Source organism: Bradyrhizobium sp. PMVTL-01 (genome assembly GCF_051861855.1).
Lineage (GTDB): Bacteria > Pseudomonadota > Alphaproteobacteria > Rhizobiales > Xanthobacteraceae > Bradyrhizobium.
The window spans coordinates 4,979,239-4,998,321 of record NZ_CP193982.1; the positions used below are offsets into that span (position 1 = coordinate 4,979,239).

General features: G+C 63.1%; 19 protein-coding genes. All 19 read right to left on the reverse strand.

Features of this window, described 5'->3' with window-relative positions:
- Positions 1-37 precede the first annotated feature (37 nt).
- A complete protein-coding gene (locus ACRQ5Q_RS24240; RefSeq protein WP_439392537.1) occupies positions 38-664 on the reverse strand; it encodes a phage tail tip lysozyme in 627 nt (208 codons plus the stop codon).
- Complete coding sequence (locus ACRQ5Q_RS24245; protein ID WP_439392538.1) at positions 654-2,711, reverse strand: hypothetical protein; 2,058 nt, start codon at positions 2,709-2,711, stop codon at positions 654-656. The genes ACRQ5Q_RS24240 and ACRQ5Q_RS24245 overlap by 11 nt, the downstream gene beginning before the upstream one ends.
- Positions 2,708-4,231 carry a hypothetical protein gene (locus ACRQ5Q_RS24250; RefSeq protein ID WP_439392539.1) on the reverse strand — a complete coding sequence of 508 codons (1,524 nt, stop codon included), beginning with the start codon at positions 4,229-4,231 and terminating at the stop codon, positions 2,708-2,710. The genes ACRQ5Q_RS24245 and ACRQ5Q_RS24250 overlap by 4 nt, the downstream gene beginning before the upstream one ends.
- A gap of 1 nt (position 4,232) precedes the next feature.
- Positions 4,233-4,925 (reverse strand): hypothetical protein, encoded by a 693-nt coding sequence (locus tag ACRQ5Q_RS24255; protein WP_439392540.1) that lies wholly within the window; start codon positions 4,923-4,925, stop codon positions 4,233-4,235.
- A 50-nt stretch (positions 4,926-4,975) separates the two neighbouring features.
- Positions 4,976-5,749 (reverse strand): hypothetical protein, encoded by a 774-nt coding sequence (locus tag ACRQ5Q_RS24260; RefSeq protein WP_439392541.1) that lies wholly within the window; start codon positions 5,747-5,749, stop codon positions 4,976-4,978.
- A complete protein-coding gene (locus ACRQ5Q_RS24265) occupies positions 5,730-6,206 on the reverse strand; it encodes a GNAT family N-acetyltransferase (protein WP_439392542.1) in 477 nt (158 codons plus the stop codon). The genes ACRQ5Q_RS24260 and ACRQ5Q_RS24265 overlap by 20 nt, the downstream gene beginning before the upstream one ends.
- Positions 6,203-8,281 (reverse strand): hypothetical protein, encoded by a 2,079-nt coding sequence (locus ACRQ5Q_RS24270; protein WP_439392543.1) that lies wholly within the window; start codon positions 8,279-8,281, stop codon positions 6,203-6,205. The genes ACRQ5Q_RS24265 and ACRQ5Q_RS24270 overlap by 4 nt, the downstream gene beginning before the upstream one ends.
- The gene (locus tag ACRQ5Q_RS24275; RefSeq protein ID WP_439392544.1) at positions 8,281-8,748 is read right to left on the reverse strand and encodes a hypothetical protein; all 468 of its coding nucleotides are present in this window, start codon (positions 8,746-8,748) and stop codon (positions 8,281-8,283) included. The genes ACRQ5Q_RS24270 and ACRQ5Q_RS24275 overlap by 1 nt, the downstream gene beginning before the upstream one ends.
- Complete coding sequence (locus ACRQ5Q_RS24280) at positions 8,748-9,458, reverse strand: phage adaptor protein (RefSeq protein WP_439392545.1); 711 nt, start codon at positions 9,456-9,458, stop codon at positions 8,748-8,750. The genes ACRQ5Q_RS24275 and ACRQ5Q_RS24280 overlap by 1 nt, the downstream gene beginning before the upstream one ends.
- Positions 9,459-9,475: 17 nt before the next feature.
- Positions 9,476-10,009, reverse strand: coding sequence for a hypothetical protein (locus ACRQ5Q_RS24285; protein ID WP_439392546.1), 534 nt, complete (start codon positions 10,007-10,009; stop codon positions 9,476-9,478).
- A 175-nt stretch (positions 10,010-10,184) separates the two neighbouring features.
- Entirely contained in the window at positions 10,185-10,868 is a 684-nt protein-coding gene (locus ACRQ5Q_RS24290) for a hypothetical protein (RefSeq protein WP_439392547.1), read from the reverse strand.
- Between the two features lie 70 nt (positions 10,869-10,938).
- On the reverse strand, positions 10,939-12,018 hold the full coding sequence (locus ACRQ5Q_RS24295) for a phage major capsid protein (protein WP_439392548.1): 1,080 nt from the start codon (positions 12,016-12,018) through the stop codon (positions 10,939-10,941).
- A 17-nt stretch (positions 12,019-12,035) separates the two neighbouring features.
- Positions 12,036-13,028 carry a hypothetical protein gene (locus ACRQ5Q_RS24300; RefSeq protein WP_439392549.1) on the reverse strand — a complete coding sequence of 331 codons (993 nt, stop codon included), beginning with the start codon at positions 13,026-13,028 and terminating at the stop codon, positions 12,036-12,038.
- Positions 13,029-13,141: 113 nt separating this feature from the next.
- Positions 13,142-15,412: a hypothetical protein gene (locus ACRQ5Q_RS24305; RefSeq protein WP_439392550.1), complete on the reverse strand. Its 2,271-nt coding sequence runs from the start codon at positions 15,410-15,412 to the stop codon at positions 13,142-13,144.
- A 1-nt stretch (position 15,413) separates the two neighbouring features.
- Positions 15,414-17,057 (reverse strand): phage terminase large subunit, encoded by a 1,644-nt coding sequence (gene terL / locus ACRQ5Q_RS24310; protein ID WP_439392551.1) that lies wholly within the window; start codon positions 17,055-17,057, stop codon positions 15,414-15,416.
- The gene (locus ACRQ5Q_RS24315) at positions 17,041-17,448 is read right to left on the reverse strand and encodes a hypothetical protein (protein WP_439392552.1); all 408 of its coding nucleotides are present in this window, start codon (positions 17,446-17,448) and stop codon (positions 17,041-17,043) included. Before ACRQ5Q_RS24315 ends, terL begins: the two co-directional genes overlap by 17 nt.
- Complete coding sequence (locus tag ACRQ5Q_RS24320) at positions 17,445-17,669, reverse strand: hypothetical protein (RefSeq protein WP_439392553.1); 225 nt, start codon at positions 17,667-17,669, stop codon at positions 17,445-17,447. The genes ACRQ5Q_RS24315 and ACRQ5Q_RS24320 overlap by 4 nt, the downstream gene beginning before the upstream one ends.
- 55 nt (positions 17,670-17,724) lie before the next feature.
- A complete protein-coding gene (locus ACRQ5Q_RS24325; protein ID WP_439392554.1) occupies positions 17,725-17,973 on the reverse strand; it encodes a hypothetical protein in 249 nt (82 codons plus the stop codon).
- Between the two features lies 1 nt (position 17,974).
- Positions 17,975-19,012: a glycoside hydrolase family 19 protein gene (locus ACRQ5Q_RS24330; protein WP_439392555.1), complete on the reverse strand. Its 1,038-nt coding sequence runs from the start codon at positions 19,010-19,012 to the stop codon at positions 17,975-17,977.
- Between the last annotated feature and the right edge of the window lie 71 nt (positions 19,013-19,083).

Below are 19,083 nucleotides of genomic sequence, written 5' to 3' on the forward strand. Positions count from 1 at the left end.
TTGATAACCCTAGCCGCGTTTTTGGTGACGGATTTCTCTAGGTGAAGAGCGATGCCACCCCTCCGCCGAACAGCGCTTTCCGGCGCTCGGCGTCCTGTGCTGCGGCCGTTGCTCGCTGCCGCGCGAACTCGTCGTCCACGGGCGCGACGAAGGCCGTAGCGAGGCCCGTCGGTGCGGCCGGCAGAACGGACGGCTTGATCATGCCCGGGTTGGCAGCCGACGCGGTCGGGCTGGGTGCCATGCCCGCGAGCTCGGCCGCTTTCCCGTAACGATTCGCCCAACCGTGCCCAGCTTCCGGGTTGGCAGCCGTATAGCCCTGCGGACGCTCGTAGGCCATCCCGGCGCGGACGGCGTCACGGACGTTCGTCGCCCCAAATAGCGCGTCGCCCGCGCCCCGCTCGGTGGCGTGGAGCTCACGATCCATGTAGCCGAGCTGCGTGTCGAGGCTGTTCGGATCCTGGCCAGTCTCGCGAGCGTAGCTGTGAAGCCCGGCCAGGCGCGGGCCGCGCCACTGGAATGCGCCGAAGGCCGTGCCGTTGTCGCCCGTCGCTGTCGGGTTCAGGCCGCTTTCCTGCACGCCGTGACCGACCATAGCCGCAGCCTGGGGCTGCGCGTAGCCGTGCTTCAGCAGCCACTGCATTGCGTATTGGACACTATCGGCCACGGTTGACCTCTCCCGGTGTCTCAAGCAGCTGCCGCAGCATCGCGTCGCCAATCGGCGTCTCGGCCGCGCGGGTCGTCAAGCCGCGGATCTGCTCGACGCTGTCGGGGGCGAGGAACATGTCCGCGATTCGCCCGGTCCCGCGGCCCAGCCACGCCCGCCGCATGCGATCACGCACGCCAGTCGGGATCGACAGGCCGCCGGACTTCACGGCAGCGGCCATCTCAGCGCTTAGCGGCGCCAACTCCAAATCGTGCGTGATCTGCTGGTTGAACGCCGTCGCGCTGCCCTGCGGCTTGCGCATCCCGGTCGCGCGCAGCACGTCCACGAGATTTTGCAAATCCGATGGCGGCGGGCCGCCCGGCTGAAAAGGACCGACGCGAAGCGAATCAGTGACGGCGTTCAGGTTCGTCTCAGCCTGCGGCGTGCCGGCAATGTCCTTCGCGAATCGCGCACCGCCGTATTGATTCTCGCCGCCGACAAGCCGGCCCGCACTCGTATCGTACTGATCCGCCAGGCGCTGGCGCACCAAGGCGCCGCCAAGCCCGGGCTCCTGGCGTTCGATTCGGGTGATCGCGTCCACAAGCTCGCCCTCGCCGCCTGTAAGCGGCTTTGGCGGCAGGACAGCCTGTGCCGCCGCGCGTGTGTCGCGGGCTTCTGCGACATTGCCGAGAGGCCCTTGCTCGAGCGGCTCCAGGTTCTGCCGCCGCGCTTGTTCCTGCATCCGCAGAGCGTCGTCATATTCCTGCACGCCGCCCCGCGCAGGCGTCCGCGCGATGTCTCGGGCTTCGGCCGCTCCCGCCCCATACATGCCCGCCGTCTGCGAGCTGAAGCCGGGGTTCGCCGCGTTGCCGAGCGCGATTCCGCGGTCGCGCATATCCTTCGTAACTGCGTCGATCACAGCGACAGAGTTGTCCGGTTGATGCGCGTACGTCGGGCCAAGCACAGGATCATTGCGCAACCGGTGCAGCGATGCTTGGAACGCCGGGTCGCCTGCGATCGGCGCGAAGTCCGCCGGGTCGAGGATGTGATTCTCGGCGGCCTGGTAGGCCGGGCGTGTAGCGTTGTTGATGTTTCGCCGGACCGTATCGAGTTCGTTATTGGCCGCCTCCGCCGCGCGCGGGCCGAGCGTCGAGGGCTGCGCGCTGGGCGGCGCGATCGTGTCGAGCGTTCGGCCGACGGCGCCTTCGACTTGCGCCGGCCGCTCAGAATAGAATCGCGCCATCTGGGCCCCGCCCCCGGCCGAGTTCTCGACGACGCGCTGCACGTCGCCAAGCCGGGTCGCGCCATTCGTCGCGGCCTGCACGGCCTCCGGGCCCGAAAGAGGCACGCCGGCGCCTTGGGCGCGGCGCTGAAGATCCGCAGCAGCGTCGAACTCTGCCGGCGTGGTGCCTCTTGCGGCTTCCTGCACGGTGCGCTCCGGCGCCGTCGTGCGCGAGCGTGCTACGCCCGTCGCGACATTGCCGAAGAGGCTGCCGAGCACGCGCATCAGCGGCTCGAACTTCGATCCGGCGCTGAGCTCGCCCGCCGTCTCGGAAGCCACGGCCGGCACGACGACGTTGACGGTACGTGCAACGGCGCCGCCCCCGCCGAGCGCGGCAGCAGGCGCATTCGAGATAATCGCCTCGGTAAACTTGCCGGGCACCGTCTGCGGCGTCGGAAACGGCCCTGTGACCTTCTCCACGCCGCCCTGAATGTCAGAGCTCGTTGGGAGATTGGAGCCGCTGCCGATTTGGTTCCAGAGCGTATCGAAGCGCGCGCGATCTGGCGTACCGGCCTGCGGCCCGTAGCCGGTCCAGTCCATCGCCTTGTGCGCCGCGCCGAGCATGATCCGGTCGACGAGCGAGTTGCCCATGTGCTGGATATCGCCCGGCAGGCCCGGAACGCTGATAGCGGCTTTCGCGGTGCCGGTGACGGCGGCCTTGCCCACGTCCGCTGCGACGCTCGGCTTTTCTGCGACCGCCTCGAACGGCTTCGAGGGGTCGAAGGGCGGCTTGTCCGCTACGGCTTCGAACGGTTTGGTCGGGTCAAACGGAGGCTTATCCGTCATTTGTAGCTTCCGTCAGGCTGAAGCGTGTAGGTGTGGCCGTTCTGCGTGACGGTCTTTGGCTTCTCGGCCGAGGCGGCAGCCGGCGCTCCGCTACCCGCCGGAGGCTGCGCGCCTTGTGGCGCGGCCGCTTCAAGACGCGCAAGGTCCGTCTGATCGAGCGGCTTGCCCGGCTCGAACGGCGACATGACGGGATGCTCGGCGTAGTACTTCTGCACCGTCGCGGTCCAATTCTGACGGTTCGCGGGATCGTTGGCGAGCACGGCCAACGCCTGATCATCCTTCGCGTTCTGCTCCATGATGTTGAGCATCGCATGCATGCCCGGCTTGGAAAGCGCCAGACCCGGCTTCGTGGCGAGCGCCTGGCCGAATTCGAATTGCGTCGGCCGGCTGCTGATGGCTTTCGAGGCCTGCGTTGCGAGCCGGAAACCGATGTTGTTGATCAACTCCGCTTCAGGCACGCCGTCGAGGCTCGACCCCGTCAAGCCGCCAACCGCCTGCTTCGCCTTGAGCACATAGGCCGACAACGGGCCGGTCGTGATGTTGTCGCCAGCGCGGTTCACCGCGTCGCGGAGCTGCGCGATCTCGGCGAGTGTCCGCGGCGCGTTGCCGGCGTTGTCCAAGGTGGTCTTGATCTGGCCGCCGATGCCTTCGCCGTAGGCGTCCTCGATCTTCGACGGCGCTTTGGTGTCAATGTTGACCTGCGTCCCGCCCGTGATCGATTTGACGGGCGCGTTAGGCGGCAGCTCAATCCCCGTCTGGGAATCGATCCACTTGTTCTTCTCGCGGTCGAAATAAGCGTTGCCCTCGCCCGTCGGCGTTTTGTAGGTGCCGAGCTGGCGCGCCGAGGTGTCCTTCTCGTAAGGTGTCTTGCCGACCGCGTTTGGTGTGAACTCGACAACCGGCTCGCCGTCCTTGCCTGTGACATTCGTGGTGCCGACGCCTTGCATCGCCACCGCGCGCTGCTCGGGCTGCGGCAGGCCTTGCAAGATTGCGCCTTTGACTTCGCTGTCGGTCAACTGCTTCGGTGCACCCTTGAACACTTCGCCGCCAGGCGCCGTGATAGTGTCGCCCGGCTTGGCCGTGATGTTGCCGCGGAGCTGCGGCGACAAGCCCGTAGCGGCGGCCGTCTGATCCGGTAAAAACGCCGTCTGGCCGTCGCTGACGATGATCGGAGCGGCGTACACCTTCGCAAGATCGCTGGCGTTCTTCTCGCGGCCGATCTGGATGTTGGCGGCGTTCGTCGCGCTGTTCTTGCGCAGGTCCGTGGCGTTGTTCTGATCCTGCGCGTAATAGCTCTGGACCGGCGTGTAGTTGCCGACGGCGATGTTGCGCCGGTCGAACTGAGGATCGGTCGGGTTGTCAAACAGGTATTTGAGCTGGGACGCCTTTTGACGCTCGGCGCCGGCTTTCGCGTAGGCCAGGACGTCGATCGCCTTCGGGCCCGAGAACGCTTCCGCCAGGTTATCGAAGGCCGACGCGAAGGCCGGATCGTAATAGATGCCGTTTTGCTTGACCGCCATGTCACACCCCGTAGGACAGGAACGGCGACGTGCCGCTGCTGAAGACGTTCGACGCCCCGACGAGCGGCGCACCGCCAACTGACGTCGGCCCGAACGCCCCTGCGATCGTCCCGTTTGCGTTGATAGCAGGCGCCGCGCTTGCAAGCTGCGGCGACAGGCCGGCCGTAAGCGCGACCTTGCCTGCTCCACCGAGCAGGTCGCCGAAGAACTTGTAGGTGTTGCCAGCGCGGTTCGCGCTGTCGAGCTCGTACTGCGTGGCCGCTTCTGAGCCTTTCTTGAAGCTGCCTATCTGACCGACGCGGCCCGTGTCGTCGGCCACACCGCGACCGATGTTGCCCATGACGTCACCGAAGGAGCGAAGCTGCGCAAGCTTGTCGGCCTGATCGATCCCGTAGGCATGCGCCAACGCCTGCTTGTTGTTGACTTCGCGCTGCACGAGATCCGAGCCTGGCGCCGGCAACGCAGCCGCGTTGTAACCTGGTGTGCTCACACCCGGCGTCGGCGTCGTGAACAGCGTCTTCAGGCGATCCTTGTCAGCGCCCATCTGTTGGTCGAAATTGGCGTAGCGGCCGAGCGACTGATCAGTGACGCCCTTCGCTTCTGCGTCAAACGCCTGCTGCCGGCCGCGCTCGGCGTTCAGGGCCTGCGCGCGGGCGTTGTTGACCGCGTCGTTCGCTTCGTTGTTCAGGAACATCGATGCGAGCGTCGATCCACCGCCCAGAAGTGCGAGTGTTAACGGATCCATTACGCGGTCACCTTTACTGAGCCGCCGGAGAACAGGCCGGTGTTGAATGGCGCCGTCACAGCGCCACCGCTATAAGCCTGAGCCTTCTCGGCCTGAGACTGTGTGTTCAGCGCGCTTGTGAAGTTCGCGAACACCTGTCCTAACGGGCTGAACTGGGTAGGCTGCGACAACGCAGTCACGCGGCCCAGCGCGTCGTTGATCGTCTGCGTCTGGTCGCCTGTCGTGTTGAGCTCGTTGATCAGATCGGACTTCGCGCCAGCCACAGCGGTGCGCGCCTGGTTGGCCGTCGAGTTGGCCGTATCGTTGATCTGAAGACGCGCGGCATCGGCCGTCTTTTGGAGGTTCGCTTCCTGAGTAGCGCGGCTCGAGCTATTCAGGTTGCCGCCGCGCGCAAGTGTGAACGCTAGCTGCTTGCGCGCGTCAGTAAGCTGACTTTCGAGCTGCGGCATCGCGTAGTCCTGATAGGCCTTAGAGATCCCGCCGTAGAAATCGTCGTTGAAGCCTTTGAACGTGTTGCCGGCCAGCGGATCGGGCGCAGTGCTCGTCTGGCCGTTCACCACACCAAGACGGCTTGCCAGATCGCCCGCGAAGCTGTCGCTGGGCCTTAGCGGGCTCGTCGGGTTGGTCGTGGTGTCAGCCGGAACTGGCGTGCCGTTAAAGAGGGCGTTGATGCGCTCCGTACCGTTACGGATACGAGCCTGTCGTGCCTGCTCGTCGGCACGCGCCTGTTGCGCCAGTTGCGCGGAAGCGTCGTCACCGCCCTTTTTTGACATTGCTAGCCCCGAACTTGCGTCGGACGAACGTTCCGACCGGCTCGAAGCCGAAATGGCCCAACAGCCTGGTCGTTCGTTCCGTCGTCAGTTTGTTGTCATTGCCGCCGGTGCTTTCGAGAGCGCCTAGCCGGTCGCTCCACCGGGTAAATTCGGCAATCAACATCGCGGCCGCCCGAGTGCCGCGCTTATCGGGACGCACAAACGTACCACAAAGGGTCGTATAAATGCCATCGGCAAAATCGTAGGCCGAAATACTAGCCTGCAGCACCCCGATCACGTCGCCGTCCTGGTCCGCGAAAAAGAACGTCGGGTGGGCCGAGCTGAGATATCGCTGATAGGTATCCCGGGTGCGCTCCTCGCTGAACACCTGGTCAGGGTAGCTCTCGGCCTGCATGGTCCTCGCAAGCTCAACGAAGACGTCTTCCTCATAGGGCATGCCGAGCCTGACGGTGATCATACGTCACCGTCGAACTTGATGACCGCCGCCGAGATCTTCTTCGGCCCGCTACCCACCCCTTTAAAACGCAAGCTGACGTGGGTCGCTTCGATCTCGTAGGGGATCAGATCCTTACCATAGGTCGTCTCGCTCACCGTCGCGATCTTGTCCGAGGCGTCGTGGTTGTTCGTGTTGTTCCCCGCGCTGACGATCCAAGAGCCTTCGCAAGCGACGTCAACGCTGCGGAACTGCTTCGTGTCGGACGGCGCCCCGGCGTCAAGATAGGGCAGCCAGAGCTCCGGTGATGTCTCATCGTAAACGACGCTCGAACCGGTGCCACCGAAGCAATAGATCGTGTCGCCAGAGCGGACATATACCCGCTTTTTGAACACCGCTGCGTCATCGATCTTGAACGCCACGTTGTTGACAGCCGGTGTGTAGGTCGACCAAGCGTTGATCTTCGAACCCTCAAAAAGGCTAAACACGAAGACCAGGTCGGGGAAAATCAACCAAAAGCGGCCTGACGTAGGTTCTATAAGCCCGATGATCTGGCTGCGCTGAGTTGCTGTCAGACTTGCGAGCTTCTCGACGACAAGCGTATCGACGGGGACGCCAACGTCGCTAGTCGACGCCGCGTTCGAAGCGTCGCGGGCACGCAGAGATCGCACACCACTTTCGTCGAGATAGAAGAGATCACTGTCGCCAAACTGCGTCACGCTACGCGGGCTAGATGTGCCCGTGTTGTTGAGCACCTGCTGTTGCGCGTTCTGGTCCGGGTCGGGGTCGACGTACCAGATTTGGGTGAGGCGCTCAGCGAAAACGGCGATCCACTTCTGGTACTTCGCGACGGCCTGCAGCTTCTCGGAGCCGGATGCCTCGGTCGACATGTCCACAAAGCCGGCGCCGGTGTTGCTCGTCTGAAACCCCGTTGGGGCCAGGATACCGGAGAAGTTCAGATATTGCGCGGCCGTCACGTACATCTTCGACCGGATCGTCTTCGCGAACGAGCCGGCTTGAAACGCTGTGGTGCCGAGATCAGCTCCGTTCGCAAGGACGACGCCCGCGCTCGGCGTCACCGAAAAGTTGCGCAGCAGCGTAAACACGACCGCGGAGCCGTTGGCCGCGGCGCCCGGGTTGGCAGCTAGGAGGTTTACCTTGTCTCCGACAACCGTCGCGGTGTAGTCGGGCACGCTGGCGTAAGCGTTGATCGAATCAGCTATCGCCTGTGCCGTCGTGGTGTTGTCTGTCGTCCAATTGACAGGGCCGGCGAGGATCGACACGCCGTTCACCGTCAAATCTGCGAGCTGCGACGGCGCCGATACCGTGCCACCCGACATGGTCGTGATGCCGGCAACCAGCACGTCACCGTTCAACACTATAGCAGGGGTAAGCCCATTCGCCGCTGTGCCTGTAGCTGCCGCGGTGATCGTCACCGTGGCGCCGACAGCCGCCGCTGTGTAATCCGGCGACGAGACGAAGCTGTTAATTTGCGCGGCGACGGCCGCTGCCGTGGTCGAGTTGTTGCCCGTGTGCTGGACCGGCGCGCCAAGGATCGACGCGCTGCCGAGGATGATCTCGCCGATCGTGTTCACGATGCTGGCCGAGCCGCTCGTAACGGTGAACTGACACGAGGCCGCCGTTGCAGGCTGAATGCCGCCACCCGTCACCCGAAACGACGCGCGGGCGCGGCCGTCGATCCAGTCGGCCACACGCGTGCCGTCGTAGAAGTGATACCGTGTACCGTCGCCGTACTCAGCAACCACGTAAATCTTGCCGGCGAACAGGTCGAAATCCAAGATCCGCACAAGCGGCGTGATCCCGTCCGGATGCTGCAAGCGCTGGTACAGAACGCCGCGCGGCATAGCCGGCGCTCCATCACTGCCGAACACGTAGAGGCTGTTATTGTCGCACGCCAAGCCGAGCGTCGCGCCTGCAGGCAGCGTGAAAGTATTCACGAACGCCGGCCGCTGCTCGAACTCACCGCCGCGGTTGAGGTGACCGTCATTCGCGCGGATCGCGGAGCCGCCAGGCAGTGCTTCCGCCAGGCGGCGGCTATCGAGGCCACCGCGGATGTCTTTGAGCCAGAGTGTGCCCATCAGCGCGCCCTGAATAGATCGGCGAGAGCAGCCACTTTCGGCTGTTGCCCTGGCAGCCCGTTCAAGTTCGGCGGTTGCTGCCGGTCGTCGAACACGACCCGGCCACTCGGTGCTACCAGCTTGTCATCGGCCGTCCACGCTGGCGCGTTGCCGGGCGCCCACTGGCTTTCGTTCGAGAACGTCTCATGCACCGGTGTTTTCCAGAAATCCGGGAAGTGCAGGCGGCCGTCATTCGGGTCTACTGCGCTTTGCGCCTTTGGGTTTTGCTGCATAAGCGCCTGATAGAAGCCGCGCATGTCATAGTCTTGCGGCGCGGTTGCGTCGGGGCTGAACGGCACGTTGTTCTTGGCAACCCATTGCCGGAAAAACTGTTCAGTCCCGGGGTCAAGCGTCGTGTTGAATGACGCTGCCGGCTGCCGTCCGGCGAGCATCGGGTTCGGCGTGAACATCGCGGCGAGATCGCTCATCAGGTCCCCGGCGGTCGATACGCGCCGACGACCGGGCGCCGATAAGGCTGCGGCTGCCTGCCCACACCGAACATGCTGAACTGCCGACGGGGCGTCAGACGCCCTTTCATCTTCGCCAGGCGCTTGTTCGCCCGGTTCAGAGCCATCTTGCCTTCCTTGCTGTCGGGCGCGTAGGACGACGCCGCGTAAAGGAAGATAAGCTGATCGTCGATGTCGGCGCGGTCGGTATCCTTGACAAGCGGGTTCAGCTTCCGGATGCCTGTGACCTTGACGTAGTTTTCGAGCGTCGTGGGGTCGCCGTCCGTCTGGCCGATCGGCCACAGTTCGATCTGCTCGTCTTCGGCGATGCGCCAGCGGCGAACCGGATCCGCGCGCTGATCGAGCTCCGAGTTCTGGAGGGCGTAATGCGCCGAATCGACGCCCTGGTCCAGCTCGAGCCAGCGGCCGCCTGTCATGACCTCGATGCGCTCGATGCGCTCTAGATCGAAGTCCGCGCCGAAGTCGTAGAAGCGCTGGCCGGCCTGCACGGGGTAGTTCTTACGTTCGCGCAGGTGCGGCCAGTTATAGTCCTCCCAGAGCCACTCCTGCGTCTTGTTCAGGAAGTGGACCTGTTTGTCGCGGACCTGGTTGTTGTGGGCCGGGTTGAGCGAAGTGTGAAGCTCGGCGCGCAGTTGGTCGAGCAGTTTTACCAGCGTCGTTCCGCGCGCCATCGCTCACGCACTCCAAATCAGCCGAGGATGTTATCCTCGGCGCTTTTCCCGTCATTCTGGCTGTGCTGATCGGCGATATCGTCGTCCATGTCCTCGACGCCGTCTTCGTCAGGACCCTCGGACTGCTGATCACCGCCGAATTTCTGTGCCAGAGCCTCACGCGCCGCTTTCTGCTTCGCGATGGCCTCGTCGATCTCTTCCTGCGTGCTCTTCGGTGCGTACCCGTCCGGCGGGTAATTCTCGGCGAAATAGCCCGCGGCCACCCACTCAGAGACGGTCGGGCCGTCGTGGCGGATCTGCGCGCCCGGCGAAGCCTTCATTCGGCCAGTCGCCTTGAAGAATTCATCCGGCAAGCCGAGCTCTTCGAGCGTCTCATGGACTCGGGCAGCGACGCCGGGAAACATGCCAGCGACAATATGCTTGCCGGCCTCGTCCTTGGCCCCGCCGTAGACCTCGATCAGGCGTGCCCGTTCGTCGCGGTGCGAGCGCCGGATAGCCGGGCCGGGCTCCACGTCCTTGACGGATTCATCGCCGTGGATCGCGCGCAGCACGGCGATCTCTGCGGCAGTCACGCCGAACTTCGGGACGGTGTTGCCGTGGTGGCCGCCGAGGGAGAGAATGATGTTCGCGGTTTGCATAGTGTCTCCGGGTCAGATTTCGTTTTGCGGTTGGCGGGGACCGCGGCGTACCGCGATCCCCTGGCGCAGCGCCGTAGCGCTACACGTCTCAGTAGGAGTCGGATGCCGCCTTGCGTAGGCGCAGGTAGAACTGCACGACGCCTTCGGCGAAAGCCGTCACCGCGGCCGCCTTGAGGCCGATCTTCGACTTCTCGTCGAACGAGTTGGCACCCGTGATCAGCGAGCCGGCAACGGTCACGCCTGCCGGCGTCATGTTGGCCGACGTAAGGGCCATCACGCCGCCCGTGGTGTCGACACCGTCGATCGTTGCGTTGACGCTCGCCAGCTTGGCCGCGGTGGTCGCCGCGGTCTGGACGTAGGCTTCGACGTATTCGATCGTGCCTTTGAACCCGGGCCGCAGACCCGGGTTCAGAAGCGCGCCGGCTGCGATCGACGCCAGGTTGTAGGAGATGGGTAGAACGGTGACGTTGTTGCCGTCCTGCTTGTCGATCGTCATCGTGAACGCCGTGCCCGCCGTCCACGTCACGCCGGACGTGTTCGTGACGGTGATGTTCCCCGCGCCGAATGCGAGCGTGAAGCCGCCTCCGGCAATCGTGTAGCGGTCGCTGTTATTCAGCAGGACCGTGCCGGAGCCTGGCACTGCCAGTCCCGTATCGAAGTACTGCTGCGAGTTGTACGCGCTCGGATAAGCGACGGTGAAAGTGCCGTTATTCGCGACGTCGGCGGACAACTGGCCGCTGACGACCGCGAATTTATCGTTGTACTTGGGCATGTTCGTATCCCTCGAAAGATTGACCTGAAAGCGGAGCCGGGCGCCGTGGCGCCCGGCGTATCACGCCGTCTTATGCGATATCATACACGCCGGACGTGTTCAGTTGCTTCGCAACCATCACGGCAGTGGTCGAGATACCGTTGTACATGACCATGCGGTCATACGGCCGCGCTGGGTTGTGCTTCTTCATGCGCTTGCCGTTCAGATACAGCAGACGGACGCCCGTCTTGCTGACGTCGAGAACGTAGCAGCGCTTGGAGTAGCCGGTATCGTCGAGCGTCGGGTCCCAAACGATCTTCACGCCGTGCCACTCAAGGTCACCCTGCGAACCGTCGACCGTCCCTTTCAGGCCGTTCATGGTGTAGAAGCCGTTCGCCCGCATTTCCTTGCGGTAGCCAGCGATCCAGTCGGAGCCCGCGTAGATCTTATAGCGGGTGGTGCCCTTCCGATATTTCGAGAGCTGCAGCCATTCCTTCTCCATGAACTCGATCAGCGCGCCACCGTTGGCGGTGTTCACGGCGATCGCACCCTGCCCGCCCGCGGCTGCATATGCGGCCGTTGCCGCGCGGTTACGCCAGGGCGAGAACGCGACACGAGAGATGTTGCCCGTCGAGCCGACAGCGGGCGAGTCGAGGATGATCGACCGGATACCGGCCAGCGCTTTCGCGTCGGTAGAACCGTCGCCGTGGATCAGGCGATCGAGGCTGAAAGCGTAGTCTTCGCCGAGAGCCTCGTTCTTCTCGTCGAGCAGGTTCGCAAGCGCGTGCTCTTCGCGCCCGTCGATGTTGGTCGTCGTCTGATCGTCACCATCTTCGATGATCTCGATGCCGTCGATCTTGAGCTCGGTGTGCGTGACCTGCTGGCCGATGAAGTGCTCTTTCCACGGCCACTGGGTGCGCTTGGTGCCGGTCGGGTTGTAGTAGCTAAGCTGATCGTCGCCGCTGTAACCGGCAAGAGAGCCGCCACCCTGACCCGCCTTGACCGCGAAGCTCACATTCTGGTTGCCGCCGGAAAACTTACCGGCCGCCGCGTTGAAGTCCTGCAGCATCGGCTTGTTCGCGATGTTCTGCGCCCAAACCTTGCCCTTGTCGATGTACTCGACAAGAGCTGCGTTGTTGATGTTGGCAATTTCGTCCGCAGTAAACGCCATCTTACTCTAACCCTGAGTTAGCTAGCCTTTTTCTGCCGATTGGCTCGAACGATATCGAGCGTTGACATCGGCTTCTTCGGCTGAGCTGCGCCATTGTTCGTCTGGCCGCTCGTGACGGGTTTGGCCGCGGGCCTCTTCTGCTGTTGCGGTTGAGCTGTTGGCGCCTTGAATGATTTGTTCACGGCTTCATAAGCCTTTTGCAACTGTGCCAGGACGCCAGCCCGATCCGTGGGCTTGCCTTCCTGCATCTGAAGGTACGCGATCTCCCGCATGAGCAGCGGTTGCTTGGCGGCGAAGTTCGGGTCTTTAACTTTGCGATCGCTCTCCCACTCCACAGCAGCGTTGCCGCGATCAACCGCTTGCTGATCAAGCGATCGACGCTGCGCGCGCTGCGCTTCAAACCCTTGCCGCGTCTCGTGCGATCTTGACTTCGCGCGATCCCGGCTCAATTCGAGCGCGACTTCGGCGGTCATCTCGCCCTTGTCGACGCGCGCCTTGAGATCGTCCGGCAACACCTCGCCGGCAGCAATCAAGAGGTTCTGCAGCCACGGCTTCAGCTCTGCGAAGGCGCCAGCCGGGTCGATCTTCGCTCGCGCGAAGGTCGCCAAGGCGTTGGCAGCTTCGTCGGCAGAGAGGTTGTTCTGATCGAGGTAGTCGGTGATGTTCTTGTATCGACCGGCGTCCTCGCGGAACGTATTTCGCTGCCGAATGACTTCCTGAAAACGTGGATGCTTGTGGAACGGGACATCCGAGAAGTTCTCGTTATCGGGTCCCGCCTGAGTGGAAGCACTATCGCCGGCCCCCTGCCCGGCTTCTGCGCCTTCGGCTGACGAGGCCGCCGCTGCCGGACGCTCGCTGACAACGTCGCGAACGACGTTCAGTAAGCCGGCATCGCTATCGTCGGTTTGCGCGGTGGATGATTCCGCGCTGGTCGCATCGCCGCCCTCAGCGGGATCACCCGCGTTGGCGTCGACAACTTCATCCGGGTTCTCGATGGTGGACGAGTCCATCTCTTCGATATCGTCCGTGGAATTAGAGATCGGAGGCATACAAATCCCTAGTTTTGGTGGTGCTCTTGTATCACGTTGTATGTCAGAATATCAAGCGATTTGGTACAAAAAGCCTAAACGCGATTGTTCCCCATCGGCGCGTCACTGCCTGGCTGGACTTCTGACGGCCCCTTGCGGGCGTTCTGGCCGCCCTCGCCGCCCTGCGCTTCCGGCGGCTGCTCGGCCCCCACAGCGGCCGGTTGCTTGATCTGGTTCATGGCTGTGATCGACGGGATACCCTCCGCCACGGCATCGGTCAGATCCATGCGGTCGTCGAGACGCCGCAGCGTCTCTTTGACCAGCCACAGCGGCTTGATCGACCCAAGTTGGATCAGGAAGGGCAGCATCTGTTTCCAGTTGTTAACCTCTACCTGCTGGTTGGGTTTGCCCATCGAGCCGGCTTCAACTTCGAGGTAGACTTCGTCGGCGATGTCCGAAAGCTGCATATGCGGCCACACTGCGCCTGGTCCGACCATGCGCTTGACGCTCTCCTCAGACATCTCGCGCAGCAGGATCATTCCCGAGGCTCGGGCGATCGTCGTCATGAACGTGTCGAGGTCATCAACGCTCGAACCATCTGACGTGTTCGTCGAGCCCGCGGCGATGGCCGCCTCCGTGGCGCTGGATTTCGAGGACGTTCCGCCGAGCTGCGCTTCCTGCGCACCAGCGACGAACTGCGCGTCCATCATGGTTTCGTTAGTGTCGTAGAGGTTCGGATCCACGCCAGGCACCGGGAAGCGCTGAATGACCTTGCTCAGGTCGGTGGCCGGGTCGATGTTGAGGCCGATCGCGTCGAACGGCTTGACCTTCTTCAGCCTGCCGATGTCTTCGTCCTCGAAGACGCCGTTCGGATACGCCCAGCGCGGACGCGCGGCTTCGCGGTGCTCACGCTTGCCCTGGCGCGACCGGTTGAGCTCTTGCTGCATGTCGAGCAGCAGCGAGACGTCGGACGGCGGGAAAAGCTCGTCTTCGTTCTCGACTTCGTTGAACGTCAGCGCGTAGGTCGGCCAGAACGTGTCGACGAACACGTCCGGCGGCGCCGGAGGCTTCAGAAACTTGTCGTAGCCGTCGGCGACGTAATAGACGAGCCCGGACAGCTTGTCGTAGCGCTTCCACACGCGCACCAGGCCCGTTTCCTCGCTGCGATAGACAGGCTCGCCGGCATCGTCGTAGACGTCGCCCGCGATTACACCAAACTGCCGCCCTTCTTCCGTGTAGCGCGAGCACTCGCTAAGATCGACGTCGAACAACTCACGGGCGCGCTGCACCGTGTAATCGTACTCTATCGTAAGGTGGCGGCCACCGACGAAACCGAGCAGCACCTTCGTCAACCGGTCAGGAATGACCTTGGTCGATTGCGGCCAGTCGAAAATGAGGCCTTCGCGCACGAGCACTTCAGGCTCGTTTTGCAGGGCTTCCAACGACCGCTGTAGCTCGTCCATCTCGGCGTCGCAGGCGTAAATCTCGCCGTTCTGGACGTCTTCAGCCAAGACGCGCAGATGATCCAGCCGCGTGCGGATATCCGTCAACTCATCGTCAAGGCCCGGACGCGGGCCGTAATCGCGCTGGAACGTGATATCGACATAGCCGACGCCTGTCGTCGCGGCGCGCCGCACGCACTGCTTCGCGGCCGTCTTGAAGTCGACCGGCTGCTGATCGCGCAGCGACTTGGCGAACAGCAGCTCGAGCGTCTTGCCGACACGGTCGAGCAGCTTCCGCCGTTCCATACCCTGCTGGAAATCGGCCAGTAGCGATTGCGCTTCAAGCGCCTGCGGGGACGGCTGATAAGGCGTGGGTTCGAGAGGCGGACCGCCGTTGTGGCCCATCAAGGCAGACACCATAGGATCTGCCGGCGCTTGCGCCATAACCGCTTGCTGCGCCTGCGCGTGCGCGGCTGCGGCCACCTGATCCTGCTGGACGGCGCCCATAGCGAGCATCAGGCTTTGCGGGTCTTCATCCCAAACGGCAAAGTCGAGCTTCTCCGCGCGCCTGGCGGTCGCTTTCGGGTTCTTCGCGTAGAGCGTTGCGGTTTTATTCTTGACGTGCCGGCCGGCGATGTTGGCCTTGTAGTTCGCCTCGCTCCATTCTTGAACGCGGCCGTGCATCGCGACGAACATGTCACGCTTCATCCGCTTGAACGCTTTGGCGTGGTGGCGCTTGTCAAGACGGATATCCTTGATGATCTTGGTAACGTGCTCTCTCTCGGCCTGCGCCGCCTCGCTGTCGCTGTCCGCTTCGTTCGTGTCCTTGGCACCGCGCGTCGTCACGTCCTCTGCAGGCGTGTCTACGTCGTCAGGGACGGTATTCGACATGAACGGTTCGTGGCTGTCGTCTTCATACGCCATGTCAGAAACCCCTGGCCGATGCTTCGGCCTTCTTTTCCGCGGTCCACTTGTCGTGCTGCTTCAGCCAATTGACGGTGCCATAAGCCGGCTGCGGTTTCTTTTTCTCGGAGGCACTTTTGCCCGGCTTGAACTGGCTCTGCAGGCCGAGGCCGATCAACGAGCAGGCGTCGACGAAGTCGTCGTGCAGTCCGTTCGGGAACGCCAGCAGCTCGCCCACCGCGCGTTCCGTCCACAGCGCGTCCTTCGGAAAGTAGACTTTCCCCATCGCAAACCGGCCTGCGAACGATTGTGCCCGGGTCGGCTTGTCCTGTGACGGCGTGATTTCGCGGATATTAATGTAGACTTCGCGCTCGACCATGCGCTTGCGCAGGAACGGCCCGATCGATTTCGAGATGTGTCCAGCTTCCGCCCACCACAACAGCGGCTTTTTCAGCTCAGCCATCGTGAGCATCTGCTCGGTGATGAAGTCCGTTTTCGCGCGTTGCCAAAAGCAGTCGAGCAGGTAAATATTGCTCTGGTTGTCGATACCGGCGATCAGCAGGCACGACGGGTCGTTCTTCTGCTTCAACCCGACCGCATGGTCGGATGACGCGTAGATGCGCAGCGTCTCCGGCAGTTCGTCCTTCGTGTAGTAGCGAACGTTTTCCCGCTTGAATAGGTCGCCGTCAACTGCGCTTGGCCGCCCCTGATATAGAGCTGCGAAGCCTGTCGCGTCGAGATCCTGCTGCTGATGCAGAAAAGGAAGATCGAACTTGTCCGGCCCGTCCGGCCACAACGGTTCGCCCGGCATGCGGCCGAGTGGATCGTTATCCTCGGCGATGGCCGGCAGGTTAATGATCTTGATCGTTTTCGCCAGTCTGGCGCTGTAGTGCGGGTTCTCAGGATCTGTCAGACGCCCGATCGGGTCGTCGGAATGCCAGCGCGTAAACGTCAGAATCACAAGTTTACGCCCCATGCGGCGCGTTAAAGCAACCTTTGTTAGCCAGTTCCACGCCTGATCGCGGATGGCCGGGCTCTGCGCTTCCTTGTCATCCTTAATGAGATCATCGCAAATGAGCAGGTGTGCGCCGCGGCCTGTCAAGGCGCCACCGCGACCGACGAAGAATATCTGCCCGCCCTCGGTCGTCTTCAGCTTGTTCTTCGCCGCACTACCCCGAGCGAGCTTCACCTTGGGAAACACCTGCTTGTAGGCAGGCGAGTTAATCAGCGTGCGGACATTCTCACCGAAGTCTTCGGCGAACTCGTCACTGTAGGTTGAAACGACAACGTTCTCTTTCGGGTGCCGCCCGATATACCAAGCAGGCAACTTGCGTGATACCTGCTCGCTCTTGCCGTGTCGCGGCGGCTCGACAAGGATAAGGAACTCGTAGTTCCCCTTCTCCACCTCCTCGAGCGCGCGAGCCGTCGCGTCGTGGTGTTTCGCGTTCTTGTAGCTCGATCGCGTGATATCATTCGGCGCTTCAGGATCAGGCGACGTAAACTTGATGAATGGCATGAAGCGCTCGCGCGCCTCGTTGATGGCGGCCTGCCGCTCAAGCGCCGCGACCGACCGGCGCAGCGCGACCGTCTCGGCGTCCTGGTGTGCAGGATCGACGAAGTCAAAACGCTTACCGGTGCGCTGGTTGATTCTATTCGGAGCGGGCACGAGCTAGGCTGCTTTCCATCCGCCCGAGCCGGGTATCCAGCTTTTCGAGCGCGGTTACAAAGTCGGTCTTCAGTTCGCCGATCGACGCGTAGTAGCTGTCGCGGCGCATATACTTCTCGGCGGCCTCGGCGCGAAACGTCAGCGCTTCGATCTCTTGCTTGTGCAGCAAATCTTTCATGTGTTGGATGGTGGTGCCGATGTTGCCTTCGCTCGTGTCGTGCTTCAAAAACACGGCGTCGCGCAGCGCATCGATTTTCCGATCGACATAGGTCTTCATCGCAACCTCTGCCGTGGCGGCTCTGGCCCCGGCTCCGTAGATGCGGTCGAAAACCGTGAACGCGAACATCGCCGCGGAAATTGCGAATGCTGCGACGCCAATGTACTCTGTCACGCTACCGGCTTCCTGAACTTCGATTTGAACTTCTGCCAACGCGAGGCCGGCGGCGCCTTCGGCGTCGGGACGGGCTTCTCTTCGAGCACCGCAGGCCGCACTGCCGGGCGCTCCCAACCACAGCCGGCGACGCCCGCCTCGGTGATGCGGTTGATCCACAGCTGGTCGTACGCCGTCTTCCCGACGACCGCGTACAGCGGCCGCTCGAACGCGCTGCACACGCCCTCGCCTTCAGCGGTCGAGGCGCCCGGCCCGCCGAACGTCTGGAAAGTGCTGTTACCGGCACACCCCGCTAACAGCGTCCCAAAAGCCGCCATTAGCGCTACAGTCGTCCACCTTCGAAACTGCGCCGCGGACAGCATTGATAGCCTCGCTGTTGCGGCTGGCAACGCCTGCAATCGCGTCACGCCAGCCTTGGTTGTACTTGTGGATTCCGTAGCCGGCGAAACCACCGACAGCACCTATCGCGATCAGCAGATAGACGCCGTATTGGGCGAGCAATCGAGCAGCGATGGCTTGCAGCATGTCAGCGGCCTTCCTGGTGGATCTTCTGCCACCGCTCGTAGATGATGAACCCGACGCAGCAGACGGCCATCGTGACGGCGATTGCGGCGATCGTCTGCCAGCTCTCCGGCGCCAGGCCGAGGAATGGCTTGACCGTGTGAATGATGGCCGTCGCGTTGTCTTTCGCAACCGATACCGTCTGCAGCGTGTCATTCGCCTGCTGCAGCTTATCGGCGACGGCGCTAATCGCCGTCGTGGTTGTCTCGACATTCGCCTGCGATGCCTGGCGCGCACCCTCGCCGGTCGCGAGCGAAGCGACAGTACCGACAGCGCCCCTGATGATGTTCGACGACGTGATGGTCTTCGCCTTGTCCGTGTCGGAGCCACGCGGAGCGAGCGGCGCCGGCGTCACGCCAGGCAGCGCTTCCTCCCATTTGCGGACCCAAACCTCGACTTCGGCCAGCCCATTGCTGCCGCCGTTGACAAGCGCGCGGACCTTCTTCGTGTTGCCCTGCTTCGCCCACGGTACACAGCGGAGATTGACGAACTCGGCAACCGCGACCCGGAAACTGATCACAGGATCCGCGAGCGCGTCGGGGTTCAGGATGATCTCGGTGTGGCCCGTGAGCTCGCCGATGCGCTCGTAGTTGCCCCGACCCGTCAGCTGCAGGTCGCCGCCGCCGCGATACTTGTAGCCGTCGCCCGGCTGCTTGTTGCCGAGATCCTTCGCGAGCTTCGGCGAATGCGGCAGGTTGTAGACGCGCTCGAACAGCGCCCGCGGATTATGCGCGAGCTTCTGTGCCTCTTCCTCAGTCACGCGCGCCGAACTCTTGCCGACGCCGAACACCTGAAGGATGCGCTGCGCCGAATAGTTGCCGTTCTCGCGAATGATCGTGCCGGCGCCGTTCTCGTGGCTGACGTTCGCCATCAGCTGCACGACGACGCGCGTCTCGGTGATGCCGTGGTAGGCGAACTCTTCCGCGGCGATCGAGCAAATGGCGTCGATCTTGGCCTGCGGAGCGTGCGGCCACATCTTGCGCAGGATCTCACGCGTCAGCATTGGGTGCCTCCACGGTCAGGACAACCCATGATGCGCCGTTGAAATGCGCGCGGTGCCCTTCCTGGACGGCT

Excerpts from the sequence above, each read along its gene's own strand:
- ACRQ5Q_RS24245 (WP_439392538.1), bottom strand. The coding sequence starts at position 2,711 with ATGACGGATAAGCCTCCGTTTGACCCGACCAAACCGTTCGAAGCCGTA.
- ACRQ5Q_RS24250 (WP_439392539.1), bottom strand. The coding sequence starts at position 4,231 with ATGGCGGTCAAGCAAAACGGCATCTATTACGATCCGGCCTTCGCGTCG.
- ACRQ5Q_RS24255 (WP_439392540.1), bottom strand. The coding sequence starts at position 4,925 with ATGTTCCTGAACAACGAAGCGAACGACGCGGTCAACAACGCCCGCGCG.
- ACRQ5Q_RS24260 (WP_439392541.1), bottom strand. The coding sequence starts at position 5,749 with ATGTCAAAAAAGGGCGGTGACGACGCTTCCGCGCAACTGGCGCAACAG.
- ACRQ5Q_RS24265 (WP_439392542.1), bottom strand. The coding sequence starts at position 6,206 with ATGATCACCGTCAGGCTCGGCATGCCCTATGAGGAAGACGTCTTCGTT.
- ACRQ5Q_RS24270 (WP_439392543.1), bottom strand. The coding sequence starts at position 8,281 with ATGGGCACACTCTGGCTCAAAGACATCCGCGGTGGCCTCGATAGCCGC.
- ACRQ5Q_RS24275 (WP_439392544.1), bottom strand. The coding sequence starts at position 8,748 with ATGAGCGATCTCGCCGCGATGTTCACGCCGAACCCGATGCTCGCCGGA.
- ACRQ5Q_RS24280 (WP_439392545.1), bottom strand. The coding sequence starts at position 9,458 with ATGGCGCGCGGAACGACGCTGGTAAAACTGCTCGACCAACTGCGCGCC.
- ACRQ5Q_RS24290 (WP_439392547.1), bottom strand. The coding sequence starts at position 10,868 with ATGCCCAAGTACAACGATAAATTCGCGGTCGTCAGCGGCCAGTTGTCC.
- ACRQ5Q_RS24295 (WP_439392548.1), bottom strand. The coding sequence starts at position 12,018 with ATGGCGTTTACTGCGGACGAAATTGCCAACATCAACAACGCAGCTCTT.
- ACRQ5Q_RS24300 (WP_439392549.1), bottom strand. The coding sequence starts at position 13,028 with ATGGACTCGTCCACCATCGAGAACCCGGATGAAGTTGTCGACGCCAAC.
- ACRQ5Q_RS24305 (WP_439392550.1), bottom strand. The coding sequence starts at position 15,412 with ATGGCGTATGAAGACGACAGCCACGAACCGTTCATGTCGAATACCGTC.
- ACRQ5Q_RS24325 (WP_439392554.1), bottom strand. The coding sequence starts at position 17,973 with ATGCTGCAAGCCATCGCTGCTCGATTGCTCGCCCAATACGGCGTCTAT.
- ACRQ5Q_RS24330 (WP_439392555.1), bottom strand. The coding sequence starts at position 19,012 with ATGCTGACGCGTGAGATCCTGCGCAAGATGTGGCCGCACGCTCCGCAG.